We start from the raw sequence: 20,016 nt of genomic DNA, 5'->3' as shown, positions 1-20,016 counted from the left end.
GAATCCACCTTCCAAGCGGGAGCGTTTTTGCAGCCAATTCTTTCTTTATCCGATTACGCAGATCACGGTCATTACCATGGCGCATACCACCGCAGCCGCGCTGACAGTGCGTACCTTGCTTACCGCGCCATCGGCCTGCTGCCGGTCTTCACTCAACAGCCATGCCGGTTGGAAATAGAACAAGATACCGAGAACGAACAATACGCCTATGCTGACCCAGTCATAGATTTGCATTTTCAATGCCCCATTTCTTCATTTCCGTAACCCAATACTCTCTCTTCATTTCTCTCTCCTGCTTCCGTCTGCCGAAAGCTGCGGCACTAACCGACCGGCTGCAATCCGTCGGCATCTGCCGCTCGCGCACCTGCGTCTGTATACGCGGTGCGGACCTGCTCATCGCCTGTCTCTGCAGGTGATTCTTTTTTATCAGGTTGATATTATTTTATCACACCCTGCTGTAAATCTCAATGTTTCTGCGGCTTTACAAAACACTTTCTCCGATTTAACCAATTTCTTTTTTGTGTTTTTGGCAGGAACCCTTATTTTTTGTGCACTTTATCTGTATCTATCTCCTTGCTTTATTGCATATTTTCGAGTATACTAAGAAAACCGAACTTTATCCCGCAATCGGGAAGGAGGAACTTTTCCAAATGCTGTACTCCAAAAACAAAAAACGCGGCTTCACGCTCGTGGAGCTGATCGTCGTGCTGGTGATTCTTGCGATCCTCGCGGCGCTGCTCATTCCGGCACTGACAGGATATATTGATAAGGCAAAAAAGGATCAGGTTATCGCGGAGACGCGCATGCTGCATGAGGCGGTGCAGACGGAGATGTCCGAACTATATGGTTCTGCAAATTGGGAACTTAATTCCGCCACCACACTTGCAAACAGTACAGGCAAAGTAATTGGTAACAATCCTAATGGCTATGATTTGAAGGCCAACTACGATAAAATTGCAAAACTTTCCGAAGTACCTTGTCTGCAGGAAGGCGGTTCTGGACGTTTTCTCGTTCTTATCAATAGCAAGGCACAAATCCACGCGATTATTTATCATTCCGACCGCGGCTACCTCGGTCTTTACTTTAGTGATACCAACCAATATAGTGCCTATAAAATCGGTGAAACCGCTGAAGGCGGTAAAATAAGCGATAACATGTTCCGTTCTTATTATAGTTCGGTTTATTATAATACCTCCGTTGATGCCGTGCCCGACTCCAACGGCAATTACAAAGACAACAGCTGGTATTTGTGGTCTTGTACCGGCATCCGCGGTATGCTGCACATCAGCGAACTTGTTCTCCCATCATCATAACAAAATCCCCGCCAATCGGCGGGGATTTCTTTTACCATATGATATTATGCCTCAAACCCATCAGGAAACACAACGGTCAGCACCCACTTGAACGCCTCTTCGCCGTAAACGGCGTGCGGCACCTTTGCGGGCATGACCAGCGTTTCGCCAGCCTTGACGATATGCGGCACACCGCCGACCGTAAAGCGTCCGGTGCCCTCGAGCACGGTCACCATTGCGTCGCCGGTGGAGTCGTGCGTGCCGATCTCCTCGCCCTTGTCAAACGCGAACAGCGTAATGCTGACCGCCTTGTTCTGCGCCAGTGTCTTGCTGACCACCTGTCCCGACTGAACGGAAACCAGCTCGGCGAGCCTTACAACGCTCTCGTGGTCGATATTGCGGATGAACTTGTCCATAGCTTCTCCTCTTTCCTGTCGTTTGCTTTATGCGGACAGTATACCACGCCAAGCCGCCGATTTCTGTTGTCCGCACAACATTTACAGAAAAATCGAATTTTCCTTGCGCGCTTCAGTCTGGAATTGCTCGAGCATGGCTGTGTGCGACAGAAAATCCGGATCATCGAATTTCTTTGCACCGCTCGGGCAGTAAGTCGTGCAGGCACAGCATTTAATACAGGTGCCCGGAATATTAGACGGGTCGTTCGGGTCAATCGCACCCATCGGACAGATTTTCGCACACAGACCGCAGTGCTCGCACAGCACCATCGCCGTAGTCGGCTTGGCCTTGAGGAACTTTGCGGGCGTTTTGTCCGTCTTGAGCGGCGTGTAGTAGGCTGCCTGCGCGTCACCCGGTACCTTCGGCGGCTTGATCTCTCCCTCGCTTCTCAGCTTGAGCGCCACGCCCTGCGTCAGCATACGTAGCTCACCGAGGTCTGCCGCGTCCGGACGGCCTGCCGCCAGCTTGTCCGAGAATACATGCCGGCTCAAAAAAGCGCCTCCTGCCGCCGGTTTGAAGTTGTTTTTTGTCAGCAGCTCGCACATTTCGGCAAGCGCGTTGTCATACGCTCTGCCGCCGTAGGTGACGAGCGCCAGTGCCGGTGTACCCTCACCGTGCAGACAGCGAGCAAAGTCCGGCGAAATCTTGTTCGGCAGCCGACCGGCATACACCGGACAGCCGAATACGACCAGCTCATCCGGGGCAAACTGATACTCCTGCGCACGGTCAGACGGCGTGTTGAGTGATATGTACCGGCACTCTGCCTTAAACAGACGCGCCAGTTCATCCACCGTTGTTTCAACAACGGTCTTTGTGCTTCCTGCCGGACTGAAATACACACCCGTAACTTTTTTGATATCCATATTCTTTTCGCCCTCCGTCTGACGATTATTCTACAATTTCAATACGGAATACGTTGATTGTGTCCACATCGGGGCAGCAAAACACCGCCGTGCCGTCCTCCTGCCCGGGAAGATGACCGCCGTAACGCAGAATATCGATGTATGGGAACGCAACGTGCATCGCCATCGGGCAAAGCTGCCCGCGCTCGGTGTCAAAGTCGAAGCTGTCACCGATTTTGTGCCCGCGGTGACAGCCGTGCTTGCCTTTTCGGTCGATCAGCGTAATTTTGATCTTGGGTCTGCTCATTTGCGCCACGGCTCCTCACCCTGATGCAGAATTTCCATCTGGCACAGACGCATTGCATTCAGCGCAGTATCGTGCGACTCCGGCGTGACGCACGCGCAGAGTGCCGCGTCGATCACAATATTCGCCTCCGGAAATGCCGCCTTGCACAGCATGGCGTTGGAAATCACGCAAATGCCGGTGCATACGCCGACAAATTCAATTTCCGTCGGCGGTTCCGGCAGCGCGCGGAGCATGTCCGGCAGGGCCACCGAGCCGAACGTCGGCTTGCGAATGATGCGGGACGCCGGAATGCCGTCCACAGCGGCAGCAATGGCATTGTCCAGTGCATGACCTTCCGTTCCTTCGATGCAGTGCGGCACCGGCAGATGACGCCCTTCGTTTGTCTCCATGTAGTTCGGCTGGTGGGTGTCCAGCGTGACAAACAGGTTCTCACGCGGTGTATTTTTTGCCTTCTCTGCCACATAGGGCACGATAGCGCGCGCTTCAGCCGTACCGAGAGGGCCGCTGATAAAATCTTTCTGCATATCCACTACGATAAGAATTTTCATAAATTATGGTTCTCCTTTGTGTAGTGGTTATAGTATAGCATTGTTTGATGGGGTTTTCCATGCGTTTTCGTTTTTTAGCGAGTGCTAACCGGTGGATTGCCGCTTACGAAGCGAGCGAAACTGCGCTAACGCCGCGCGGGCGCATAAGAGGGTAGACAACCTGCGGTTTTCCACCCTCTTATGAATCTCCCCTTTTCCCTTAGAAAGTCTGGCGCAGACCAGAGAACGGTGACCGCTGCGAAAATGGAAAACGGCAGTCGGGTTGCCGTTGCGTGTCTTTCCCCGCCTTTTCGCAGTTCACAGATAAATTACTGCTACGCATGCGGGTTCATCTACGCAGAGCGCGGCACAAGGTGAATTGCCCGAAGGGCAAGAGAAGGTCCCCTGGGGGATAGCAGTGCCGCACAACTCTTTGGCACGTTATAACGCACGGCACCTGCGAATTTAGGTGTTCGGTGCCATTTATTTTCGCAGGTGCTGTTATAATAACGTGCTCACGAATTGCGCAACACGGTCATGTTGCACCTGCGAAGACTTTCCGGTCTGTGTAGCAGTAATGTATCTGGCACTGCGAACAGGTTGCGAAAGACACTGTAGTAAAAATCCTCTGCCGTTCACCTTTTTCGAAGCGGTCACATGTCGGCAATCTGCGCCAGACTAACTAATAAGGGAAAAGTAGGAGTTCAAAGAGGAAGGGCACTCATTTAATCCGCGCACGGCGCGGGAACAATGTTTAGCAGCCTACGGGCAAACCGCAGGTGTCCCTTCCTCTTTGTCCCCGCCGCGGACGCGGCAGTCTCCCGCGCTCCGCGGAGCGCAATTTCCCTCTGAATGTCAGCGAAAACCTCCCCGCCCGTCAGGGTGAACCGCCTGCGCGGTTCAAATACCCCGCTCAGCCGGTGCAGCAAAAGGTGCTGCCCGGAAAAGGCGAACACGCTTACGCAGTTCGTGTGCCCTGCAAAACCTGTGCAGAAAACAGCCGTTACCCGATGAAATCCTCCACCCGGTCTGCCGCCCTGTGCATCGCATGCTCCGCCTTATGCGCCGCGTGCTTGGCATTCCGCCGCATCGACGGATTGAGCATCGCGCCGGCCGCTACCATTGAAACCACCGCGCCTGCCATCGCTCCGGTTGCAATGCCGGAAACAAAAGGTGAAATTCGCATAAAAGATCTACCGCCTTTCATAAAGTTTATAGACTCAGTATGCCCGCTCGTCCCTCAAATTTTACACAGCAAAAAAATGCTTGTTTGGCACAATCGACTATTTACAATCGCATGTTCATATTATATAATATATCTAACAATCCGCCTTTAAGGTGCGGCCTGTGAGCCGCGCAAGGCAGAAAACAGTGCATACGCCGTCAGCCGTAAGACAAGGGGGACAGGTGTAGTATTTCGTGCGGCTTTCTGCTAATTGTTGTGGCGGAGAGTCATTTTTTTGCAATTTTTGAAGGGAGGCGGCAGATTGACCGAACCGAAGATCATACTCGATCAGGATGGCATTCGCCGTGCACTGACCCGCATTGCGTTCGAAATCGTAGAGAAAAACAAGGGCGCGGAGCACCTGCTGCTCGCCGGTGTGAAAACACGCGGTATCTATCTGGCGCAGCGCATTGCTGACAAGCTGGGCGAGGTCGAAGGCAAGGCACCTCCTGTGCTCGAGCTGGACGTTACGCCGTGGCGCGATGACGTGCCGCGCACGGACGCTCCTCTGCCCGATCTCGATCCGCGTATTGCAGGCGCGACCGTCATCATCGTGGACGATGTGCTGTACACCGGACGCACCGTGCGTGCCGCCATCGAAGCCATCTCGCACCGAGGACGCGCCGAGCGCATACAGCTGGCTGTGCTGGTCGATCGCGGTCACCGCGAACTGCCGCTGCGGCCGGATTATATCGGCAAAAACCTGCCTACCGCGCGTGATGAACGCGTTTTTGTCCGCCTGACCGAAGTGGACGGCGAAGACAGTGTAAACATACAAGCTCGCAATCCGTAAAACAACATCGCACCTGAGAAAGGAAGAACCGAATGTCTATCCAAACCTTAGTAGAAAAGATCAAGGAAAAGGGCAACCCGACCGTAGCCGGCCTGGACGCTCGACTGGAGTACATCCCGCAGCATATTTCGGGACGCAACATGATGCTGCACGGCGAAACGCTGCGTGCTGCCGCTGAGAGCGTCGTAGCCTTCAACTGCGGCCTGATCGACGCACTGTGCGACATTGTTCCGGCCGTAAAGCCGCAGGCTGCGTATTACGAGCTGCTCGGCTCCTACGGTGCGATGGCGCTCAAGGAGACCATCGACTACGCACACGCCAAGGGCATGTACGTTATCGGCGATATCAAGCGCAACGACATCGGCGCTACTGCAACCGCTTACGCAGAGGCTTACCTCGGCAAGACCCGCGTCGGCGATACCGAGATCGCACCGTACGGCTGCGATTCGGTTACCGTAAACGGCTATCTCGGCACCGACGGCGTAGAGCCGTTCCTCAAGGAGTGCCGCAGCCGCGAGAAGAGCCTGTTTATGCTGGTCAAGACCTCCAACCCGTCCTCCGGCGAACTGCAGAACCGCGACATGGAGGGCAAGCCGCTCTACGCCCGCATGGCCGAGATGGTAGCAAAGTGGGGCGAGGGTCTGGATACGCCGTGCGGCTACAACCAGATCGGTGCCGTAGTCGGCGCAACCTATCCCGAGGAGCAGAAGATCATCCGTGAGCTGCTGCCGAAGAGCTACTTCCTCGTACCGGGTTACGGCGCGCAGGGTGCAACCGCAAAGGACATCGCAAATGCATTCAACGACGACGGTCTCGGTGCTATCGTAAACTCCTCCCGCGGCATCATGTGCGCATGGAAGAAAACCGGAGGTAACGGCGAGGATTACAAGGAAGCCGCCCGCGCAGAAGCCATCCGGATGCGCGACGACATCGTAGCGGCGATTAAATAATATAAACCGCGCCATCGGCGCGCATTAAAATAGAATTTGCCTTGCAAATTCATAAAAACCTGGAGCACGTATCAAGGTTTTTATACAAGTACGGAGCAAAGTTTCGCTCGTCGGAACTTTGTGCAGTTCTGGACATATCCGCGCTTTCAGCGCGGTATGTCCCCTCGATTGAAACCGTGGTTTCAATCGAAGAATTAAGGAGCGTGTGGATATAGTGAAAAAAGCATACTTACTGCTGGCGGACGGCACTCTGTTCGAGGGTACCGCAGTCGGCTACGAAGGACAGAGCATCGGTGAGGTCGTATTCAACACCGGCATGGCAGGCTATCAGGAGGTTCTGACCGACCCGTCCTACTACGGTCAGGTCGTTACCATGACCTACCCGCTCGTCGGCAACTACGGCATCAACTTTGAGGATTATGAGTCCCGCAAAAGCTGGGTTTCCGGCTTTATCATGCGCGAGATGTGCGAATACCCGTCCAACTGGCGCTGCAAGGTAACGCTCGACGAGTACCTCAAGGCACAGAAGGTCGTTGGCCTTGCCGGCATCGATACCCGCCGACTGACCCGCAAGCTGCGCGGCGAAGGCGTTATGAACGGTGTTATTTACACCGAGGGCTTCGAGCCGGATGAGCAGACCATCGCAGAAATGAAGGCTTACGTTGTAAAGGATGCGGTTAAGACCGTAACCTGCGACGAGAATATCGTTTATCCCGCTGACGGTGAGACCAAGTACCGCATTGCCCTGTTCGATTACGGCGTAAAGTACAACATTGAGCGCGAACTGTGCAAGCGCGGCTGCGAAGTCACCGTTGTTCCGGCGTACACCAAGCCGGAGGACGTAGTCGGCAAGTACGACGGCGTGATGCTGTCCAACGGCCCCGGCGATCCGGCGGAGAACGTTGAGATCGTGGCAAACCTCAAGGAGCTGCTGAAGTCCGACATGCCGATCTTCGGCATCTGCCTCGGCCACCAGCTGCTGGCACTGGCTATCGACGCAAAGACCACCAAGCTGAAGTACGGCCACCGCGGTGTCAACCATCCGGTAAAGGACATCGACGCGGACCGCACCTACATCACCTCTCAGAACCACGGCTATGCCGTTGTAGGCGAGTCGGTTGACCCGCAGATTGCCCGCGTGCGCTATGTCAACCTGAACGACGGCACCGTTGAGGGTCTCGAGCACATCGACCGTCCGGTATTCACCGTTCAGTATCACCCGGAGGTATGCCCCGGCCCGATGGATACCTCGTATCTGTTTGATAAGTTCATCGAAAATATCGAAAAGTCGAAAGGAGGCGCTCAGTAATGCCGCTGCGCAAGGATATTCATAAGGTAATGGTACTGGGCTCCGGCCCGATCGTTATCGGTCAGGCTGCCGAGTTCGACTATGCAGGCACGCAGGCGTGCCGCGCACTGCGCGAGGAGGGTCTGGAGGTTGTTCTGGTAAACTCCAACCCGGCAACCATCATGACCGACAAGGCTATGGCGGACAAGGTTTACATCGAGCCGATGACCGTCGAAGCCGTTCAGGAGATCATCAAAAAGGAGCGTCCGGACTCTCTGCTGCCCAACCTCGGCGGTCAGACCGGTCTGAACCTCGCCATGGAGCTGTGCGAGAACGGTTTCCTCGATAAAATGGGCGTAAAGCTGCTCGGCGCTAATCCGACCACCATCGCAAAGGCAGAGGACCGCCAGATGTTCAAGGACACCATGGAGAAGATCGGTGAGCCGATCATTGCCTCCAAGGTTGTTCACTCGGTCGAGGATGCGGTTGATTTCACCCGTGAGATCGGTCTGCCGGTCATCATCCGTCCTGCGTACACGCTCGGCGGCACCGGCGGCGGCATTGCCTACACCTGGGAGCAGCTGCGCGAAATTGCAGCCTCCGGCATCATGTACTCCCGCGTGGACGAGATTCTGGTCGAGAAGTGCATCGCAGGCTGGAAGGAAATCGAGTACGAGGTAATGCGCGACCACAAGGGCAACGCCATCACCATCTGTAACATGGAGAACATCGACCCGGTCGGCGTACACACCGGCGACTCTGTCGTAGTTGCGCCGTCGCAGACCCTGTGCGACAAGGAGTATCAGATGCTCCGCACCTCCGCACTCAACATCATCACCGAGCTGGGCATCGAGGGCGGCTGCAACGTGCAGTACGCGCTCAACCCGGAATCCTTCGAGTACGCCGTAATCGAGGTAAACCCGCGTGTTTCCCGTTCCTCCGCACTGGCTTCCAAGGCAACCGGCTACCCGATTGCAAAGGTAACCGCAAAGATTGCAGTCGGCTATGGTCTGGATGAGATCTCCAACGCCGTTACCGGCAAGACCAAGGCATGCTTCGAGCCGACGCTCGACTACTGCGTTGTCAAGTTCCCGCGCTGGCCGTTTGACAAGTTCGTTTACGCGGACAACACCCTCGGCACCCAGATGAAGGCCACCGGCGAGGTTATGGCCATCGACAACAGCTTTGAGGGCGCACTGATGAAGGCTGTCCGCGGCTGTGAGATCAAGCTGGACAGCATGATCGCCCCGCACATCCAGAAGCAGTCTGACGCCGAGATTAAGAAGGGCGTGTCCCGCACGGACGACCAGCGTCTGTTCCACATCTGCGAGGCTCTGCGCCGCGGCATCATGACCATTGAGGAGATTCACGACATCACCACAATGGACGTGTTCTTCCTGCACAAGTTCCAGAACATCATCGACATGGAGAAGGAACTGGCTGCAGCTGACAAGATCGACTCCGATCTGTACATCCGCGCCAAGAAGATGGGCTTCCTCGACAAGACCATCGAGCAGCTGTCCGGCAAGGACATTTCGGATGTTAAGCGTCTGCCGGTATACAAGATGGTTGATACCTGCGCCGCCGAGTTCGAGGCAGAGACCCCGTATTACTACTCCACCTATGATGAGGAGACCGAGGTTGCACCTCCGTCCGGCAAGAAGAAGGTTCTGGTACTTGGTTCCGGCCCGATCCGTATCGGTCAGGGCATCGAGTTCGACTACTGCTCGGTTCACGCTGTCTGGGCACTGCAGAAACTCGGCTGCGAGACCGTTATCATCAACAACAACCCGGAGACTGTTTCCACTGACTTTGATACCGCTGACCGTCTGTACTTCGAGCCGCTGACGCCCGAGGACGTTACCGGTGTTGTTGAGGCAGAGAAGCCGGATTATGCAATCGTACAGTTCGGCGGTCAGACCGCCATCAACCTTGCGGCGCACCTTGAGAAGCTGGGCGTTCCGATCCTCGGCACGCCGGCATGGTCGATCGACGCCGCTGAGGACCGTGAAAAGTTCGACGTTATCCTGGAAAAGTGCGGTATCCCGCGTCCGGCAGGCCATACGGTTATGACCGAGGAAGAGGCTGTCAAGGCAGCCGACGAGCTTGGCTATCCGGTTCTCGTTCGTCCGTCCTACGTTCTGGGCGGTCAGGGCATGGAAATTGCCTACAAGGAGGCCGATGTCCGCGAGTTCATGCAGGTTATCACCCGCAACAAGGTCGAGAACCCGGTTCTGGTCGATAAGTACATGATGGGCCGCGAGATCGAGGTCGATGCCATCTGCGACGGCGACGACATCCTCATCCCGGGTATCATGGAGCACTTCGAGCGCGCAGGCGTTCACTCCGGCGACTCCATTTCCATCTATCCGTCCATCAACATCGAGCAGAAGCACAAGGACACCCTCGTTAAGTATACCGAATCTCTGGCAAAGAACCTCGCTGTTCTCGGTCTGGTCAACATCCAGTTCGTGCTGTACAATGATCAGATTTACGTTATCGAGGTAAACCCGCGTTCGTCCCGTACCGTGCCGTACATCTCCAAGGTTACCGGCGTGCCGATGGTCGATCTGGCTACCCGCTGCATGTTCGGTGAAAAACTGAAGGACATGGGCTGCGGCACCGGTCTGCATCCGGAAAGCGACCACTATGCGGTCAAGGTTCCGGTATTCTCGTTCCAGAAGCTGCGTGATCTGGATACCCAGCTTGGCCCTGAAATGAAGTCCACCGGCGAGGTTCTGGGTGTTGCCAAGACCTTCCGCGAGGCACTGCTCAAGGGTCTGACCGGCGCAGGCTTCCAGATGAAGAAGAAGGGCGCTGTCCTGATCTCGGTCCGTGATTCGGACAAGCAGGAGGCAATCCGCATCGGTGAGCGCTTCGAGGCTCTTGGTTTTGATATTTACGCTACCAGCGGCACCGCAAACGTGCTCAACCGTCACATGGTCGCCACTAACGCCATCCGCAATGTGGATGAGCCGTCCCCGAACATCATCGACCTGATCGAGTCCGGCAAGATTGACTACGTTGTTGCTACCTCGGTCAAGGGCCGTCATCCGGAGCTTGGCTCGGTACACATCCGCCGTACCGCGGTAGAGCGTGCAATCCCGTGCCTGACCTCGATGGATACGGTTTCCGCGCTGCTGCGCTGCCTGGAGGGCGATATTAAGATTGAAAACTGCGAAATGGTTGATATCAACACCATCTGATTGCAGTGAAATAAAACAGAAACCCGAAGGGAGGAACTTCGTAAAGAAGTTTCTCCCTTCGGGTTTTATAATCCGCCGGAGTAGATGCGCCGTATGAACAGCATCCGGAAACGCGCAAAGGAAATGGAAAAATCATTTTAGTCTCTTGTATAGCGTAAGAAAACAGAAACGGTGCAGTCAATAAGACTACACCGTTCCGAAAAATGTTAAATTGAGATGCAAAAGCTGTCTTGGGGTATCTTCTTTGTAGAGGGTGCCCAAAATCGACTGCTTTTTATTATGCTGTTGTACGAGAAAAATTAGTCCTCGTCGTCGATCTCCAGGTAATCCTCAAGATCCTTGAACAGGGCGGTCGGATCAACATCGTCCTCGAGAACGATCTGAAGCGGCTCGTTCAGGGACAGTAGGAACATACCGAGCAGGCTCTTTGCGTCTACCATACCGCTCTTGCCGTGAATCCAAATATCAAAACCGTAACGAGTTACGATCTTGTTGATCTTCTGAATGTCGTCCGTATTCTTTACACGGATACCTCTGGTCATAATAACTACCTCCTGAGATTGTACTTCGTGAAACCCTTTTATGTTAGTTTCATTATAGCATAAAACAGCAGAAAGAAAAGAGGTTTTTGTAGATTTTCTCATTTTTCAGCGTTTTTCGCTTAACATAAGCACAATTTCTCAATTATTTAGGCACTATTCACAGATTATAGACTGTATGTTTGTGCACAGTGTTGAGTCTCTCAATCGGATGATTCGTGAGAAGCGACAAAAAGCTGTACAAAAAATCGTATGTTTTGTCAGGCAGGATTTTACTTGTCCAGTGAAACAGCGTGATCCCGCTGTGACAGGCGGCCTTTCCCTGCGGTATGCAGCAACAGCACGGCGGCGATTACTGCGGTCAGCACCTCCGCGATGGGGAACGCCAGCCACACGCCGGCCGGCAGCAGGTGCGCGAACAGCCATGCCGCCGGCAGTACAAAGATCAGCTGGCGCAGCAACGACACGAGCAGCGACTGCACACCGCCCTCGGTGGCCTGGAACACGCCCTGTATGGCAATGTTTGCACCTGCGAATACAAAGCTGACCGCCAGCACGCGCAGACCGGTCACGCACAAGCCCATCGTGCCTGCGGACAGTGAGAAAATACCTGCCAGCGGCTGCGCCAGAATTTCTACAGCCGCAGTGCAAACCAGCATGAGAACAATGGTGTACATCAGACCGCAGCGCACGCCCTCGCGGATGCGTTTCGTGTTCTGCATGCCGTAGCTGAACGACACAATCGGCGTAATTGCGTCACGCAGACCGAACGCCGCGAACAAAACGAACTGCTGAATTTTGTACACAATGCCATAAGCGGTGACATACGAACTGTCCAGACTGCCGAAAATCAGATTGACACAATAATTCATCACGCTCATCGCACCCTGTGCTATGATGGCCGGTACGCCGATGGAGTAAATCTCGCCGACGATACTGCGGCGCAGGCACAGAGCCTTGCGGCTGAACGGCAGTTCCCTGTTCAGCCGGAAATGGAACACGGCCGCCAGAGCCAGAGACGCAATCTGACCGAGCACGGTCGCCCATGCCGCACCTGCCACGCCCAGTTTCGGACAGCCGAGCAGACCGTAGATCATGATCGGGTCAAGCACGATGTTCGTCAGTGCGCCTGTCACCTGTGCGATTGTAGAATAAAGCGAACGACCGGTCGCCTGCAGGGTTTTCTCAAACACCGAGAAGAACAGAATGCCGAACGAGGCCATACAGCAGATGCGCAGGTACTGACTGCCCATCGCCAGAGCGGTCGGGTCGCTCGTCTGCGAGCCGATGTACGCACCCGCACCGAACGCGCCGAACAGCAGGCACACCGCATAAATAATTCCTATGAGCGTCAGCGCATTGCCTGCCGCTGCTCCCGCCTTCTCTCGGTCACCCTGACCAAGCGCGCGTGCGATAAGCGCATTTGCGCCGACACCGGTGCCGATGCCGACGGCGACCATCATCATCTGCACCGGAAACGCAAGTGTCAGCGCGTTGACCGCGATTTCACCTTTTTCCGCCATGTTTGCCACAAAATAGCTGTCCACAATGTTGTAGACCGCCTGCAGCATCATGGATAGTATCATCGGTGTGCCCATCTGCAGCATGAGCCGTCCTACCGGCGCGGTCGCCATTCGTTTTTCTGCCTTGTTCCGATCCATATCGAAACCTCCTGATTGGATTTTCGGAGTCTTTACGGAAAGCTGCCACAACCTGTCTTTTGCACAAAAGAAAAAAGTGCGTAAATCCATCTGGATTTACGCACTTCTGCTACTCGACCGCTTTATTTTATCAGCGTTTTTCACACTTGTCAAGCGGTTAGACCGGATACTTCCGAAAGATTCCCGGTGCAACGCCGACGTTCTTGCGGAAGCTGTGAATGAAATTCTCCTCGCTGTTGTAGCCGGTCGCGTAGGCGATTTCTTTGACCGACAATTCGGTGGACGCCAGCATATACTTCGCCTTATCAATGCGGCGCAGCACGATATACTCATACGGTGAATAGCCGGTCCGCGCCTTGAACTGCCGTGAGAAATGCGATGGACTCAGGCTGACGGCTGCTGCCGCGTCCTGCACGCCGATTGGCTCGAACAAATGCCGGTTCATATAGCGGATGGCCTGTGCAATACGGTCTCCGCCTGCGGTGCTTTCGGTGGTCTCATCCAGCAGGAGCAGGCACAGCAGCCTGTGGATCAGCTGTGAGCACCGTGCCTCGCTCAGCCGCGCGTCCTCGGCGCAGGCGCTCCGCAGAGAATCCAGCATTTGCGCAATCTCCGCCGGTGCGGCCGGCGAAAATGCCCTGCGGCCGCGTGCCTGCAGGATTTTCTGATAGAACGCGCGGGCATTCAGGCCGTTGAACAGCAGCCAGGTGAACTCCAGTCCGTCCGAGGCGGCATAGCTGTATGGCTCACGGCAGTCGAACAGCACGATCTGTCCGGCTCCGGCGATGGCAGGCGTACCGTCCAGCGTCAGCTCCATTGCGCCATCATGCACAAAAAACAGCATGATATTTTGGTTGTGGTCACCCTGCAGGGCAATTTCCGACCGGTGATTGAAGGAATACCGGCTGTTGCAGAAGTAATGTCCGAGCCGCGTCGGGTAATAAAAAAGCTCCTTTGCAAGCGAAGACGGCGTAAAAAAGTACCGTTCCGAGGTCTGATGGACACCTAATTCGGGAATCAGCATAGCGGTCACTCTCCTTGCCTCTATCCTATCAGAAGTATCCGTTTGATGCAATAGCAAATAGCAGGATTTCGCAGGTTTAGGGTGATTTGTATCATTGGCAAGACGGCAGAAACGCTTTATAATAGAGCCATCAAACAGGGAAGCCACCCTTGATATGGCAAACAGACAAGGAGGATCATTCTTATGAAAATCGCATTTGACGTTGACGTTCTTGCCAAGCAGATGTCCATCAACGATTATGTTCACAAGGTAGCAGACTGGGGCTACAAGTACATCGAGCAGTCCCCGCATCCGCGCATCAACCCGTTCTACAAGCACCCGCTGTTCTCCAAGGAGTGCCAGCAGGAGTACAAGCAGGCTCTCAAGGAGACCGGTGTAGAGATTTCCTCTTTCATCGTTGTTTACCGCTGGTCCGGTCCGACCGAGGAGCAGCGCCAGCACGCAGTTGCCAACTGGAAGCGTATGATCGAAATCGCGGTTGACATGGGTGTACCGGTCATCAATACCGAGTTCTCCGGCGACCCGAACCAGCAGGAGATCTGCAACGGCATGTTCTTCAAGTCTATGGAGGAGCTTCTCCCGATCATCGAGCGTGAGGGCATCCGCGTAGAGTGCCAGTCCCATCCGTATGACTTCGTAGAGCTGAACGATGAGGCCTGCGACATCGTTAAGTCCTTCCGTTCCAAGAACCTGGGCTACGTTTACTCTGCATCCCACGGCTTCTTCTACGATCAGGGCAAGGGCGACGTTCGCCACATGCTGAAGTACGCCGGCGATGAGCTGACCCACGTTCTTCTGGCTGACACCTGGAACCAGACCAAGGACTGCCGCTATATCGTAAATCCGCCCTGGCTGAACCAGCACGGCCGCGCTGACTACACCATCCACCAGCACACCGCTATGGGTGAAGGCGAGGTTGATTTCGACGGCATCTTCGAGACCCTGCGTGAGATGGACTTCGCGAACAAGCAGCTGAAGCCGGACGCACCGAAGGTTGGCGGCGACAATATCATCTGCGTATCCTACTTCGGCTTCCCGGAGAAGATGGATCAGCAGGCTCCGGAGGCACTCGACCGCATCAAGCACGAGCTGCTGTAAAGAATACTTCCTGAATACACAAAAGGACTTGGGTTTTCACTCAAGTCCTTTTTCATTCGGCAGATAAAAACGGACAAACCGCTTTGGTTTGTCCGTTATATTTTTATTCTCCGCAGCCGGGACAGTCGGAACAGTCACCGCACTCGGTACCTTCCGCGGCCTTGCGGTCCTCGTAGGCGCGCAGCGTGCCTTCGGTCATGTGGCTGAGAGCCGCCAGCCGCTCGTTTACCATATCCCACAGGCACATCGGCAAATGGTCGCGGTGTCCGCGGTGGATAGTCACGCACTCGAAGCAGTTGCCATGATGGCGGCACGCCTCCTTGCACGGGCAGTGGTCACCGGATTCGCGCACCTGACGCAGAAATTCCAGCTTGATCTTGAGCGCTTCTTCCTTCTTGCCCTCGCGGTCAAGGTCGTTCTGCAGGATGGCCAGCTCGTTTCCGTCTATTTTCATAAGTATCGCTCCTCTATATATTGCACTGTATTGCATTTCCATCATAGCAGAGTTTTGACAGTTTCGTCAAAGCAACTTTATCCAAAACCGTGTTTTCGTGCAGTTATACAGATTTTCAACACTCATTTTATCTATTTTGCCATTGACAAAAAAGGACAAAATAAAGCCCTCATTCACAGACACATGAACGAGGGCTTTTACTTCCAAATCTCCATAGATCCTCTTTTCCCGACAGGATATTTCCCATCGCATTTGGATTGGTATTCGGTTGTTTTTTCGGCATCTTTCGATCTTACGTTCGCGGAACCGCCCGGCTAAGGTTCGTTTACTGCACAAACTACATAATCCGTTTGGTTGCCTTTCCTACATTCGGGAACTCTATTTCCAGTGGGTGATGCGTCACTGCTCGGCGGAAGATGTGATACAGCCTGCCTTGTCGAACCGGATTTTACTCGGACTTTGATATTATCTCGTTCCGATACGGTATGTCTATGCTGCAGATACTCATCAGTATGCCCATCGGCGGGTGCAGCATCCGGCAGGTATCGTAAGATACTTCGTTTTGTTCGCCGGCGCATCAAATATCAGGGTTCTGTCATGTATGAACCTTACTTTCCTGCTGCCTCGATCCGCTTGACTGTCTTAGTATGCCATGTACGGATAGTTAAATTCACGAGGATAGCTTCCCCAAAGTTACCGTTGTTGTTACCTTTGCTTAGAAGCCGATCGCGCTTTTCAGGCGGTTCAAATTGTGGAATTGGAACTCGCTCATTTTTTCAGCTATCACCTTGATCGTTTCGGTCACAGCGCCGCGGCGAGTCCCGCGAACTGGTAAGATGCCTCTTCTGATACCATTGGACTCACCTCTTTCGTGGGTATCAAACCGGATTGACATCCTTCAGATTAGATGAAGGTTTGCGCCTTTTGGAGTAAAACCCCTGTTTTACTTTGCCTTTGGTGTTTGCCTTTATCTTTTCTGTGTCATTATAATATCATCAATATTGCACAACGTCAAGCGTTTTTTACGACTTTTTAGACTGCATATTGCACAACAAAAAGCCGTTCATTTCGGTGATTTGGCTCTTTTCTCCAAGTGTGGAATTTGGTATAATAAAAGTGTTAGGGCTTGCGAAGCGAGCGGAATCTGCGCTGACGCCGCGCGGGCGCGGCACGGGTATGTCGCGCAACTCGCTGGTCTGGATATAACGGATGACACCTCCGAGTTACAATTATCAGTAATCTTTACCGTAGGGTGCAACGTCCTCGGCACACCGTTACTTTCTGAACTGCACCATCTGCATCGCAGGGGCGGTCATTGGCCGTCCATGCAACGTGAGGACATTACTTAAGGCAACACCGCAAAATTTATTTGCAAACCACTCTTGTTCAATTATGTGGTATTGTCTTAACTCCCACTTGGTAGGAGCTCTTCACTCTAATTTCTAATCACTAACTACTAATCCCAAAAGGAGGCTATTGCAGTGGAAAACTTTAGCTTTTATATGCCGACACGCTTATTTTTCGGTGCCGGATCGGTCAAGCGTCTGGCCAAGGTACGTCTGCCGCAGGGCACGGGTCTGATCATCACCGGCGGCACCTCCACCACCAAACTGGGTTATGTGGCCAAGGTGGCGGATACGCTGGCGGAAGCCGGTCACCCGACCATGGTATACAACAAGGTACAGCCGAACCCGACGATCGAGGGTGTGCGCGAGTGCGCTGCGCTCTGCCGTGAGCAGAACATTGCATTTGTTGTCGGTCTCGGCGGCGGCTCGTCCATCGACACGGCCAAGGCGGTTGCCATTATGGCGACCAACGACGGCGACTGGTGGGACTACATTCACGGCGGCACGGGCGGCGGCAAGCGCATGGTCAATGCCGGACTGCCGATTGTTGCCATTCCGACGACCGCAGGCACGGGCACGGAGGCTGACCCGTTCACAGTTATCACCAACGGTGAGGAAAAGATCGGCGGCGGCGGCGAGAAGTGCTTCCCGACCATTTCGATCGTCGATCCGGACTTTATGATGACCGTTCCGCCGCATCTGACGGCATACCAGGGCTTTGACGCATTCTTCCATGCGGCCGAAGGCTATCTGGCTAAGACTGCAAGCCCGATGAGCGACATGTTCGCGCTGCAGGCAATTACGCTGATTGGCAAATCGCTGGCAACGGCTGTTAAGGACGGCGGCAACGCCGATGCACGCGCGGATGTGGCACTGGCGAACACGCTGGCAGGTTTTGTCGAAACGCTGTCGAGCTGCAGCGGCGAGCACGCCATCGAGCATGCGCTGAGCGCGTTCCATCCCGATCTGCCGCACGGCGCGGGTCTGATCATGCTGTCCAAGGCATACTGGAGCCGCTTCAAGGACACCTCAGCTGACCGCCTGCAGGCCATTGCACACGCACTTGGACGTGCGGACGGCGATTTTCTCGCTGCGCTGGCTGAGCTGCAGCAGGCGTGCGGCGTGGACAAGCTGCGCCTGTCCGACTACGGTGTAAAGCCGGAGGATGCAGGCGAACTCGCTGACAACGCAGCAAGCACCATGGGCGCTCTGTTCCGTGTCGATCCGCGCACGCTGTCCCGCGAGGAGATTATAGACATCATCACCGAAAGCATTTAAGCGAATACGCTGAGAGCGGACCGATTGGTCCGCTCTTTTTTCGATAACGGCAGTTGCTAACACATTTTCGCGCGATAGCGCATGTTAAATAGCATTTGCATTGCAAATGCCAGCCCGTAGGCCTCTATCCTTAAAAATATTTAATGAGAGCAAAAGTCGGAGCGTGTACCGCGCAGCGCGGCCAAGAAGCCGCGCAAGGATAGCGCTGACTTTTTGACTTTGGGAGGGAGAAAGTTTCAACCAACGGGCGGAACTTTCGGACGACTTTGTGTCGTTTGCGTTACATCTGTGTTACACCGCTTGTATTGCCGCCAGACCATGCTATAATAGTCACAGAGTATGATATACGTCATACATCTATCGGCTTGCGACTCTGCCGCAGACAAGGAGGTACACTCTATGAAATTTCAACAGGTAATGGCATTTTTCCTCACCGGTGCAACGGCACTCTCCATAAGCACCACCGCGCTCGCTGCCGACCTTCCGGATAACGTTGATACCACCGTATCCGCCACACAGACCGCCGATGAGCAGGAAAACAACCTTTACACCAGGAACGACAAGGACCTGACCGATGCCGAGTTCGAGCAGAAATACGAGCTGCCGGAGAACTCGTGGTTCACGCCCGCAGTCCGCTATGTGATTGAGAACAACATCATGCTGCCGGCGGGTCATATCGACGGTAAAGAATATTTTCCGTGGTTCAATCCGGCGGAGAACCGTTATGCGGTTGCCAACGCGATTTATAACAGCGCAAAGCTCATTGACCCGGAACTGACTGCATCCTATGCGGGCATGGCCATCAAGGAAGCACCTGACTACAACCAGATTTATGAATCTGATCGTCCCGGCATGACATTCTGCTTTGAATCCGGCATTATGACCGGCGACAGCCAGCACTATCTGCGTCCCTATGACTCCATCTCCCGTCAGGAGTTCGCGGCAGTGCTGCAGCGCTACATCACGCTGCTCCAAAAGGCCGGAAAGATTACGGTTTCGACTGATACGAGTGTGAATACCGCGTTTACCGATGCTTCTTCGATCGCTCCGTGGGCGAAGGATGCCGTTGCGTTCTGTCAGACCAACAAGCTGATGAACGGCGACAATCACGGCGCATTCAATCCCAAGGGACAGATTAAGTCGGTTGAGCTGGCACAGGTGCTGTACAACCTGTCTCAGCAGATCAAATAATGTGCAAAACCACCTGTTATCACTGATAACAGGTGGTTTTGCTATGTCTTTGGGACGTCAATTTCACGTCACAGTTTTCGGTCAAAACGCGAATTGTAAAAATACGTTTTATCTGCTATAGTGCAGATACCGAGAGACAGCTTCCGCGAAAGAGGTGACGGCTCGATGAAAAAACGCATTGCATTCCTGCTGATCGTTCCGCTGCTGTGCGTACTGGCTGCAAATCTGAACATCAGCTATATGCCGACCGGCGGCCTGCTTTTTATCAGCACATGCACATTGGATGGTGAATCGTTCACTATCCGGCAGAAAACCATGCCTGACGGTACGAAAATCGCCGTTTACGACAGCGAAACCTCCATCGTATATGCGAAATACCACGGTTTGGCATACACCATCACCGAGATTCAGAAACCTGTGGACGGACATTGGCTGCCGGAGTCCATTAAGGTCTACCGCGGTTCGTACACCTCTCCCGCCAATACATAAGAGAACAGCCTCAGAGTGCGATTTCTCCACGCCTCCGAGGCTGTTTTATT

General features: G+C 54.1%; 19 protein-coding genes. 9 read left to right on the top strand and 10 right to left on the bottom strand.

What is annotated here, in order from left to right:
• Positions 1 to 45 precede the first annotated feature (45 nt).
• Positions 46 to 234 (bottom strand): hypothetical protein, encoded by a 189-nt coding sequence (locus IEY11_RS12720; protein ID WP_118286235.1) that lies wholly within the window; start codon positions 232 to 234, stop codon positions 46 to 48.
• A 416-nt stretch (positions 235 to 650) separates the two neighbouring features.
• Here IEY11_RS12720 and IEY11_RS12715 point away from each other — a divergent pair, with 416 nt between their 5' ends.
• Positions 651 to 1,313, top strand: a complete 663-nt coding sequence (locus IEY11_RS12715) for a prepilin-type N-terminal cleavage/methylation domain-containing protein (RefSeq protein WP_188886743.1) — start codon at positions 651 to 653, stop codon at positions 1,311 to 1,313.
• Positions 1,314 to 1,357: 44 nt separating this feature from the next.
• On the opposite strand, the gene IEY11_RS12710 is transcribed toward IEY11_RS12715, so the two are convergent.
• The 5 genes from IEY11_RS12710 to IEY11_RS12690 all read right to left on the bottom strand — a co-directional run bounded on the left by IEY11_RS12710 (position 1,358) and on the right by IEY11_RS12690 (position 4,610).
• Positions 1,358 to 1,708, bottom strand: a complete 351-nt coding sequence (locus IEY11_RS12710) for a cupin domain-containing protein (RefSeq protein ID WP_117489259.1) — start codon at positions 1,706 to 1,708, stop codon at positions 1,358 to 1,360.
• 81 nt (positions 1,709 to 1,789) lie between these two features.
• Positions 1,790 to 2,611 carry a 4Fe-4S binding protein gene (locus tag IEY11_RS12705; RefSeq protein WP_188886742.1) on the bottom strand — a complete coding sequence of 274 codons (822 nt, stop codon included), beginning with the start codon at positions 2,609 to 2,611 and terminating at the stop codon, positions 1,790 to 1,792.
• Between the two features lie 25 nt (positions 2,612 to 2,636).
• Positions 2,637 to 2,897, bottom strand: coding sequence for a TIGR04076 family protein (locus tag IEY11_RS12700; protein WP_117489263.1), 261 nt, complete (start codon positions 2,895 to 2,897; stop codon positions 2,637 to 2,639).
• On the bottom strand, positions 2,894 to 3,445 hold the full coding sequence (locus IEY11_RS12695) for a cysteine hydrolase family protein (protein WP_110435911.1): 552 nt from the start codon (positions 3,443 to 3,445) through the stop codon (positions 2,894 to 2,896). The genes IEY11_RS12700 and IEY11_RS12695 overlap by 4 nt, the downstream gene beginning before the upstream one ends.
• A 982-nt stretch (positions 3,446 to 4,427) precedes the next feature.
• Positions 4,428 to 4,610, bottom strand: a complete 183-nt coding sequence (locus IEY11_RS12690; RefSeq protein ID WP_110435910.1) for a hypothetical protein — start codon at positions 4,608 to 4,610, stop codon at positions 4,428 to 4,430.
• A gap of 301 nt (positions 4,611 to 4,911) precedes the next feature.
• Between IEY11_RS12690 and pyrR the strand changes: the two genes are divergently transcribed.
• The 4 genes from pyrR (at position 4,912) to carB (ending at position 10,886) form a co-directional block, all read left to right on the top strand.
• A complete protein-coding gene (pyrR, locus tag IEY11_RS12685) occupies positions 4,912 to 5,442 on the top strand; it encodes a bifunctional pyr operon transcriptional regulator/uracil phosphoribosyltransferase PyrR (protein ID WP_188886741.1) in 531 nt (176 codons plus the stop codon).
• A gap of 32 nt (positions 5,443 to 5,474) precedes the next feature.
• Positions 5,475 to 6,392 (top strand): orotidine-5'-phosphate decarboxylase, encoded by a 918-nt coding sequence (pyrF, locus tag IEY11_RS12680; RefSeq protein WP_119214837.1) that lies wholly within the window; start codon positions 5,475 to 5,477, stop codon positions 6,390 to 6,392.
• Positions 6,393 to 6,606: 214 nt separating this feature from the next.
• A complete protein-coding gene (locus IEY11_RS12675; protein ID WP_119214838.1) occupies positions 6,607 to 7,701 on the top strand; it encodes a carbamoyl phosphate synthase small subunit in 1,095 nt (364 codons plus the stop codon).
• Positions 7,701 to 10,886, top strand: coding sequence for a carbamoyl-phosphate synthase large subunit (gene carB, locus IEY11_RS12670; RefSeq protein ID WP_119214839.1), 3,186 nt, complete (start codon positions 7,701 to 7,703; stop codon positions 10,884 to 10,886). The genes IEY11_RS12675 and carB overlap by 1 nt, the downstream gene beginning before the upstream one ends.
• 299 nt (positions 10,887 to 11,185) lie before the next feature.
• Here carB and IEY11_RS12665 read toward each other — a convergent pair whose 3' ends face one another.
• The 3 genes from IEY11_RS12665 to IEY11_RS12655 form a co-directional block, all read right to left on the bottom strand.
• A complete protein-coding gene (locus IEY11_RS12665; protein WP_118361231.1) occupies positions 11,186 to 11,428 on the bottom strand; it encodes an HPr family phosphocarrier protein in 243 nt (80 codons plus the stop codon).
• A gap of 269 nt (positions 11,429 to 11,697) precedes the next feature.
• Entirely contained in the window at positions 11,698 to 13,086 is a 1,389-nt protein-coding gene (locus IEY11_RS12660; RefSeq protein ID WP_119214840.1) for an MATE family efflux transporter, read from the bottom strand.
• 157 nt (positions 13,087 to 13,243) lie between these two features.
• Positions 13,244 to 14,110, bottom strand: a complete 867-nt coding sequence (locus IEY11_RS12655) for an AraC family transcriptional regulator (RefSeq protein WP_188886740.1) — start codon at positions 14,108 to 14,110, stop codon at positions 13,244 to 13,246.
• Between the two features lie 183 nt (positions 14,111 to 14,293).
• On the opposite strand from IEY11_RS12655, the gene IEY11_RS12650 reads away from it, so the two are divergent.
• Complete coding sequence (locus IEY11_RS12650; RefSeq protein WP_117752129.1) at positions 14,294 to 15,208, top strand: sugar phosphate isomerase/epimerase family protein; 915 nt, start codon at positions 14,294 to 14,296, stop codon at positions 15,206 to 15,208.
• 103 nt (positions 15,209 to 15,311) lie between these two features.
• On the opposite strand, the gene IEY11_RS12645 is transcribed toward IEY11_RS12650, so the two are convergent.
• Positions 15,312 to 15,662 carry an LPS biosynthesis protein gene (locus IEY11_RS12645; RefSeq protein WP_181967716.1) on the bottom strand — a complete coding sequence of 117 codons (351 nt, stop codon included), beginning with the start codon at positions 15,660 to 15,662 and terminating at the stop codon, positions 15,312 to 15,314.
• 1,481 nt (positions 15,663 to 17,143) lie between these two features.
• Between IEY11_RS12645 and IEY11_RS12640 the strand changes: the two genes are divergently transcribed.
• The 3 genes from IEY11_RS12640 (at position 17,144) to IEY11_RS12630 (ending at position 19,966) form a co-directional block, all read left to right on the top strand.
• Entirely contained in the window at positions 17,144 to 18,286 is a 1,143-nt protein-coding gene (locus IEY11_RS12640) for an iron-containing alcohol dehydrogenase (protein ID WP_243184009.1), read from the top strand.
• A gap of 399 nt (positions 18,287 to 18,685) precedes the next feature.
• Positions 18,686 to 19,477 carry an S-layer homology domain-containing protein gene (locus tag IEY11_RS12635; RefSeq protein WP_188886738.1) on the top strand — a complete coding sequence of 264 codons (792 nt, stop codon included), beginning with the start codon at positions 18,686 to 18,688 and terminating at the stop codon, positions 19,475 to 19,477.
• 165 nt (positions 19,478 to 19,642) lie between these two features.
• The gene (locus tag IEY11_RS12630) at positions 19,643 to 19,966 is read left to right on the top strand and encodes a hypothetical protein (RefSeq protein WP_188886737.1); all 324 of its coding nucleotides are present in this window, start codon (positions 19,643 to 19,645) and stop codon (positions 19,964 to 19,966) included.
• Positions 19,967 to 20,016 lie beyond the last annotated feature (50 nt).

Origin of the sequence: Butyricicoccus faecihominis, assembly GCF_014648015.1 — a bacterium.
Taxonomy (GTDB): Bacteria; Bacillota; Clostridia; order Oscillospirales; family Butyricicoccaceae; genus Agathobaculum; species Agathobaculum butyriciproducens.
This window is presented reverse-complemented; position numbering and strand designations above follow the sequence as displayed.

Excerpts from the sequence above, each read along its gene's own strand:
- IEY11_RS12720 (WP_118286235.1), bottom strand. The coding sequence starts at position 234 with ATGCAAATCTATGACTGGGTCAGCATAGGCGTATTGTTCGTTCTCGGT.
- IEY11_RS12715 (WP_188886743.1), top strand. The coding sequence starts at position 651 with ATGCTGTACTCCAAAAACAAAAAACGCGGCTTCACGCTCGTGGAGCTG.
- IEY11_RS12710 (WP_117489259.1), bottom strand. The coding sequence starts at position 1,708 with ATGGACAAGTTCATCCGCAATATCGACCACGAGAGCGTTGTAAGGCTC.
- IEY11_RS12705 (WP_188886742.1), bottom strand. The coding sequence starts at position 2,611 with ATGGATATCAAAAAAGTTACGGGTGTGTATTTCAGTCCGGCAGGAAGC.
- IEY11_RS12700 (WP_117489263.1), bottom strand. The coding sequence starts at position 2,897 with ATGAGCAGACCCAAGATCAAAATTACGCTGATCGACCGAAAAGGCAAG.
- IEY11_RS12695 (WP_110435911.1), bottom strand. The coding sequence starts at position 3,445 with ATGAAAATTCTTATCGTAGTGGATATGCAGAAAGATTTTATCAGCGGC.
- IEY11_RS12690 (WP_110435910.1), bottom strand. The coding sequence starts at position 4,610 with ATGCGAATTTCACCTTTTGTTTCCGGCATTGCAACCGGAGCGATGGCA.
- pyrF (WP_119214837.1), top strand. The coding sequence starts at position 5,475 with ATGTCTATCCAAACCTTAGTAGAAAAGATCAAGGAAAAGGGCAACCCG.
- carB (WP_119214839.1), top strand. The coding sequence starts at position 7,701 with ATGCCGCTGCGCAAGGATATTCATAAGGTAATGGTACTGGGCTCCGGC.
- IEY11_RS12665 (WP_118361231.1), bottom strand. The coding sequence starts at position 11,428 with ATGACCAGAGGTATCCGTGTAAAGAATACGGACGACATTCAGAAGATC.
- IEY11_RS12660 (WP_119214840.1), bottom strand. The coding sequence starts at position 13,086 with ATGGATCGGAACAAGGCAGAAAAACGAATGGCGACCGCGCCGGTAGGA.
- IEY11_RS12655 (WP_188886740.1), bottom strand. The coding sequence starts at position 14,110 with ATGCTGATTCCCGAATTAGGTGTCCATCAGACCTCGGAACGGTACTTT.
- IEY11_RS12650 (WP_117752129.1), top strand. The coding sequence starts at position 14,294 with ATGAAAATCGCATTTGACGTTGACGTTCTTGCCAAGCAGATGTCCATC.
- IEY11_RS12645 (WP_181967716.1), bottom strand. The coding sequence starts at position 15,662 with ATGAAAATAGACGGAAACGAGCTGGCCATCCTGCAGAACGACCTTGAC.
- IEY11_RS12635 (WP_188886738.1), top strand. The coding sequence starts at position 18,686 with ATGAAATTTCAACAGGTAATGGCATTTTTCCTCACCGGTGCAACGGCA.
- IEY11_RS12630 (WP_188886737.1), top strand. The coding sequence starts at position 19,643 with ATGAAAAAACGCATTGCATTCCTGCTGATCGTTCCGCTGCTGTGCGTA.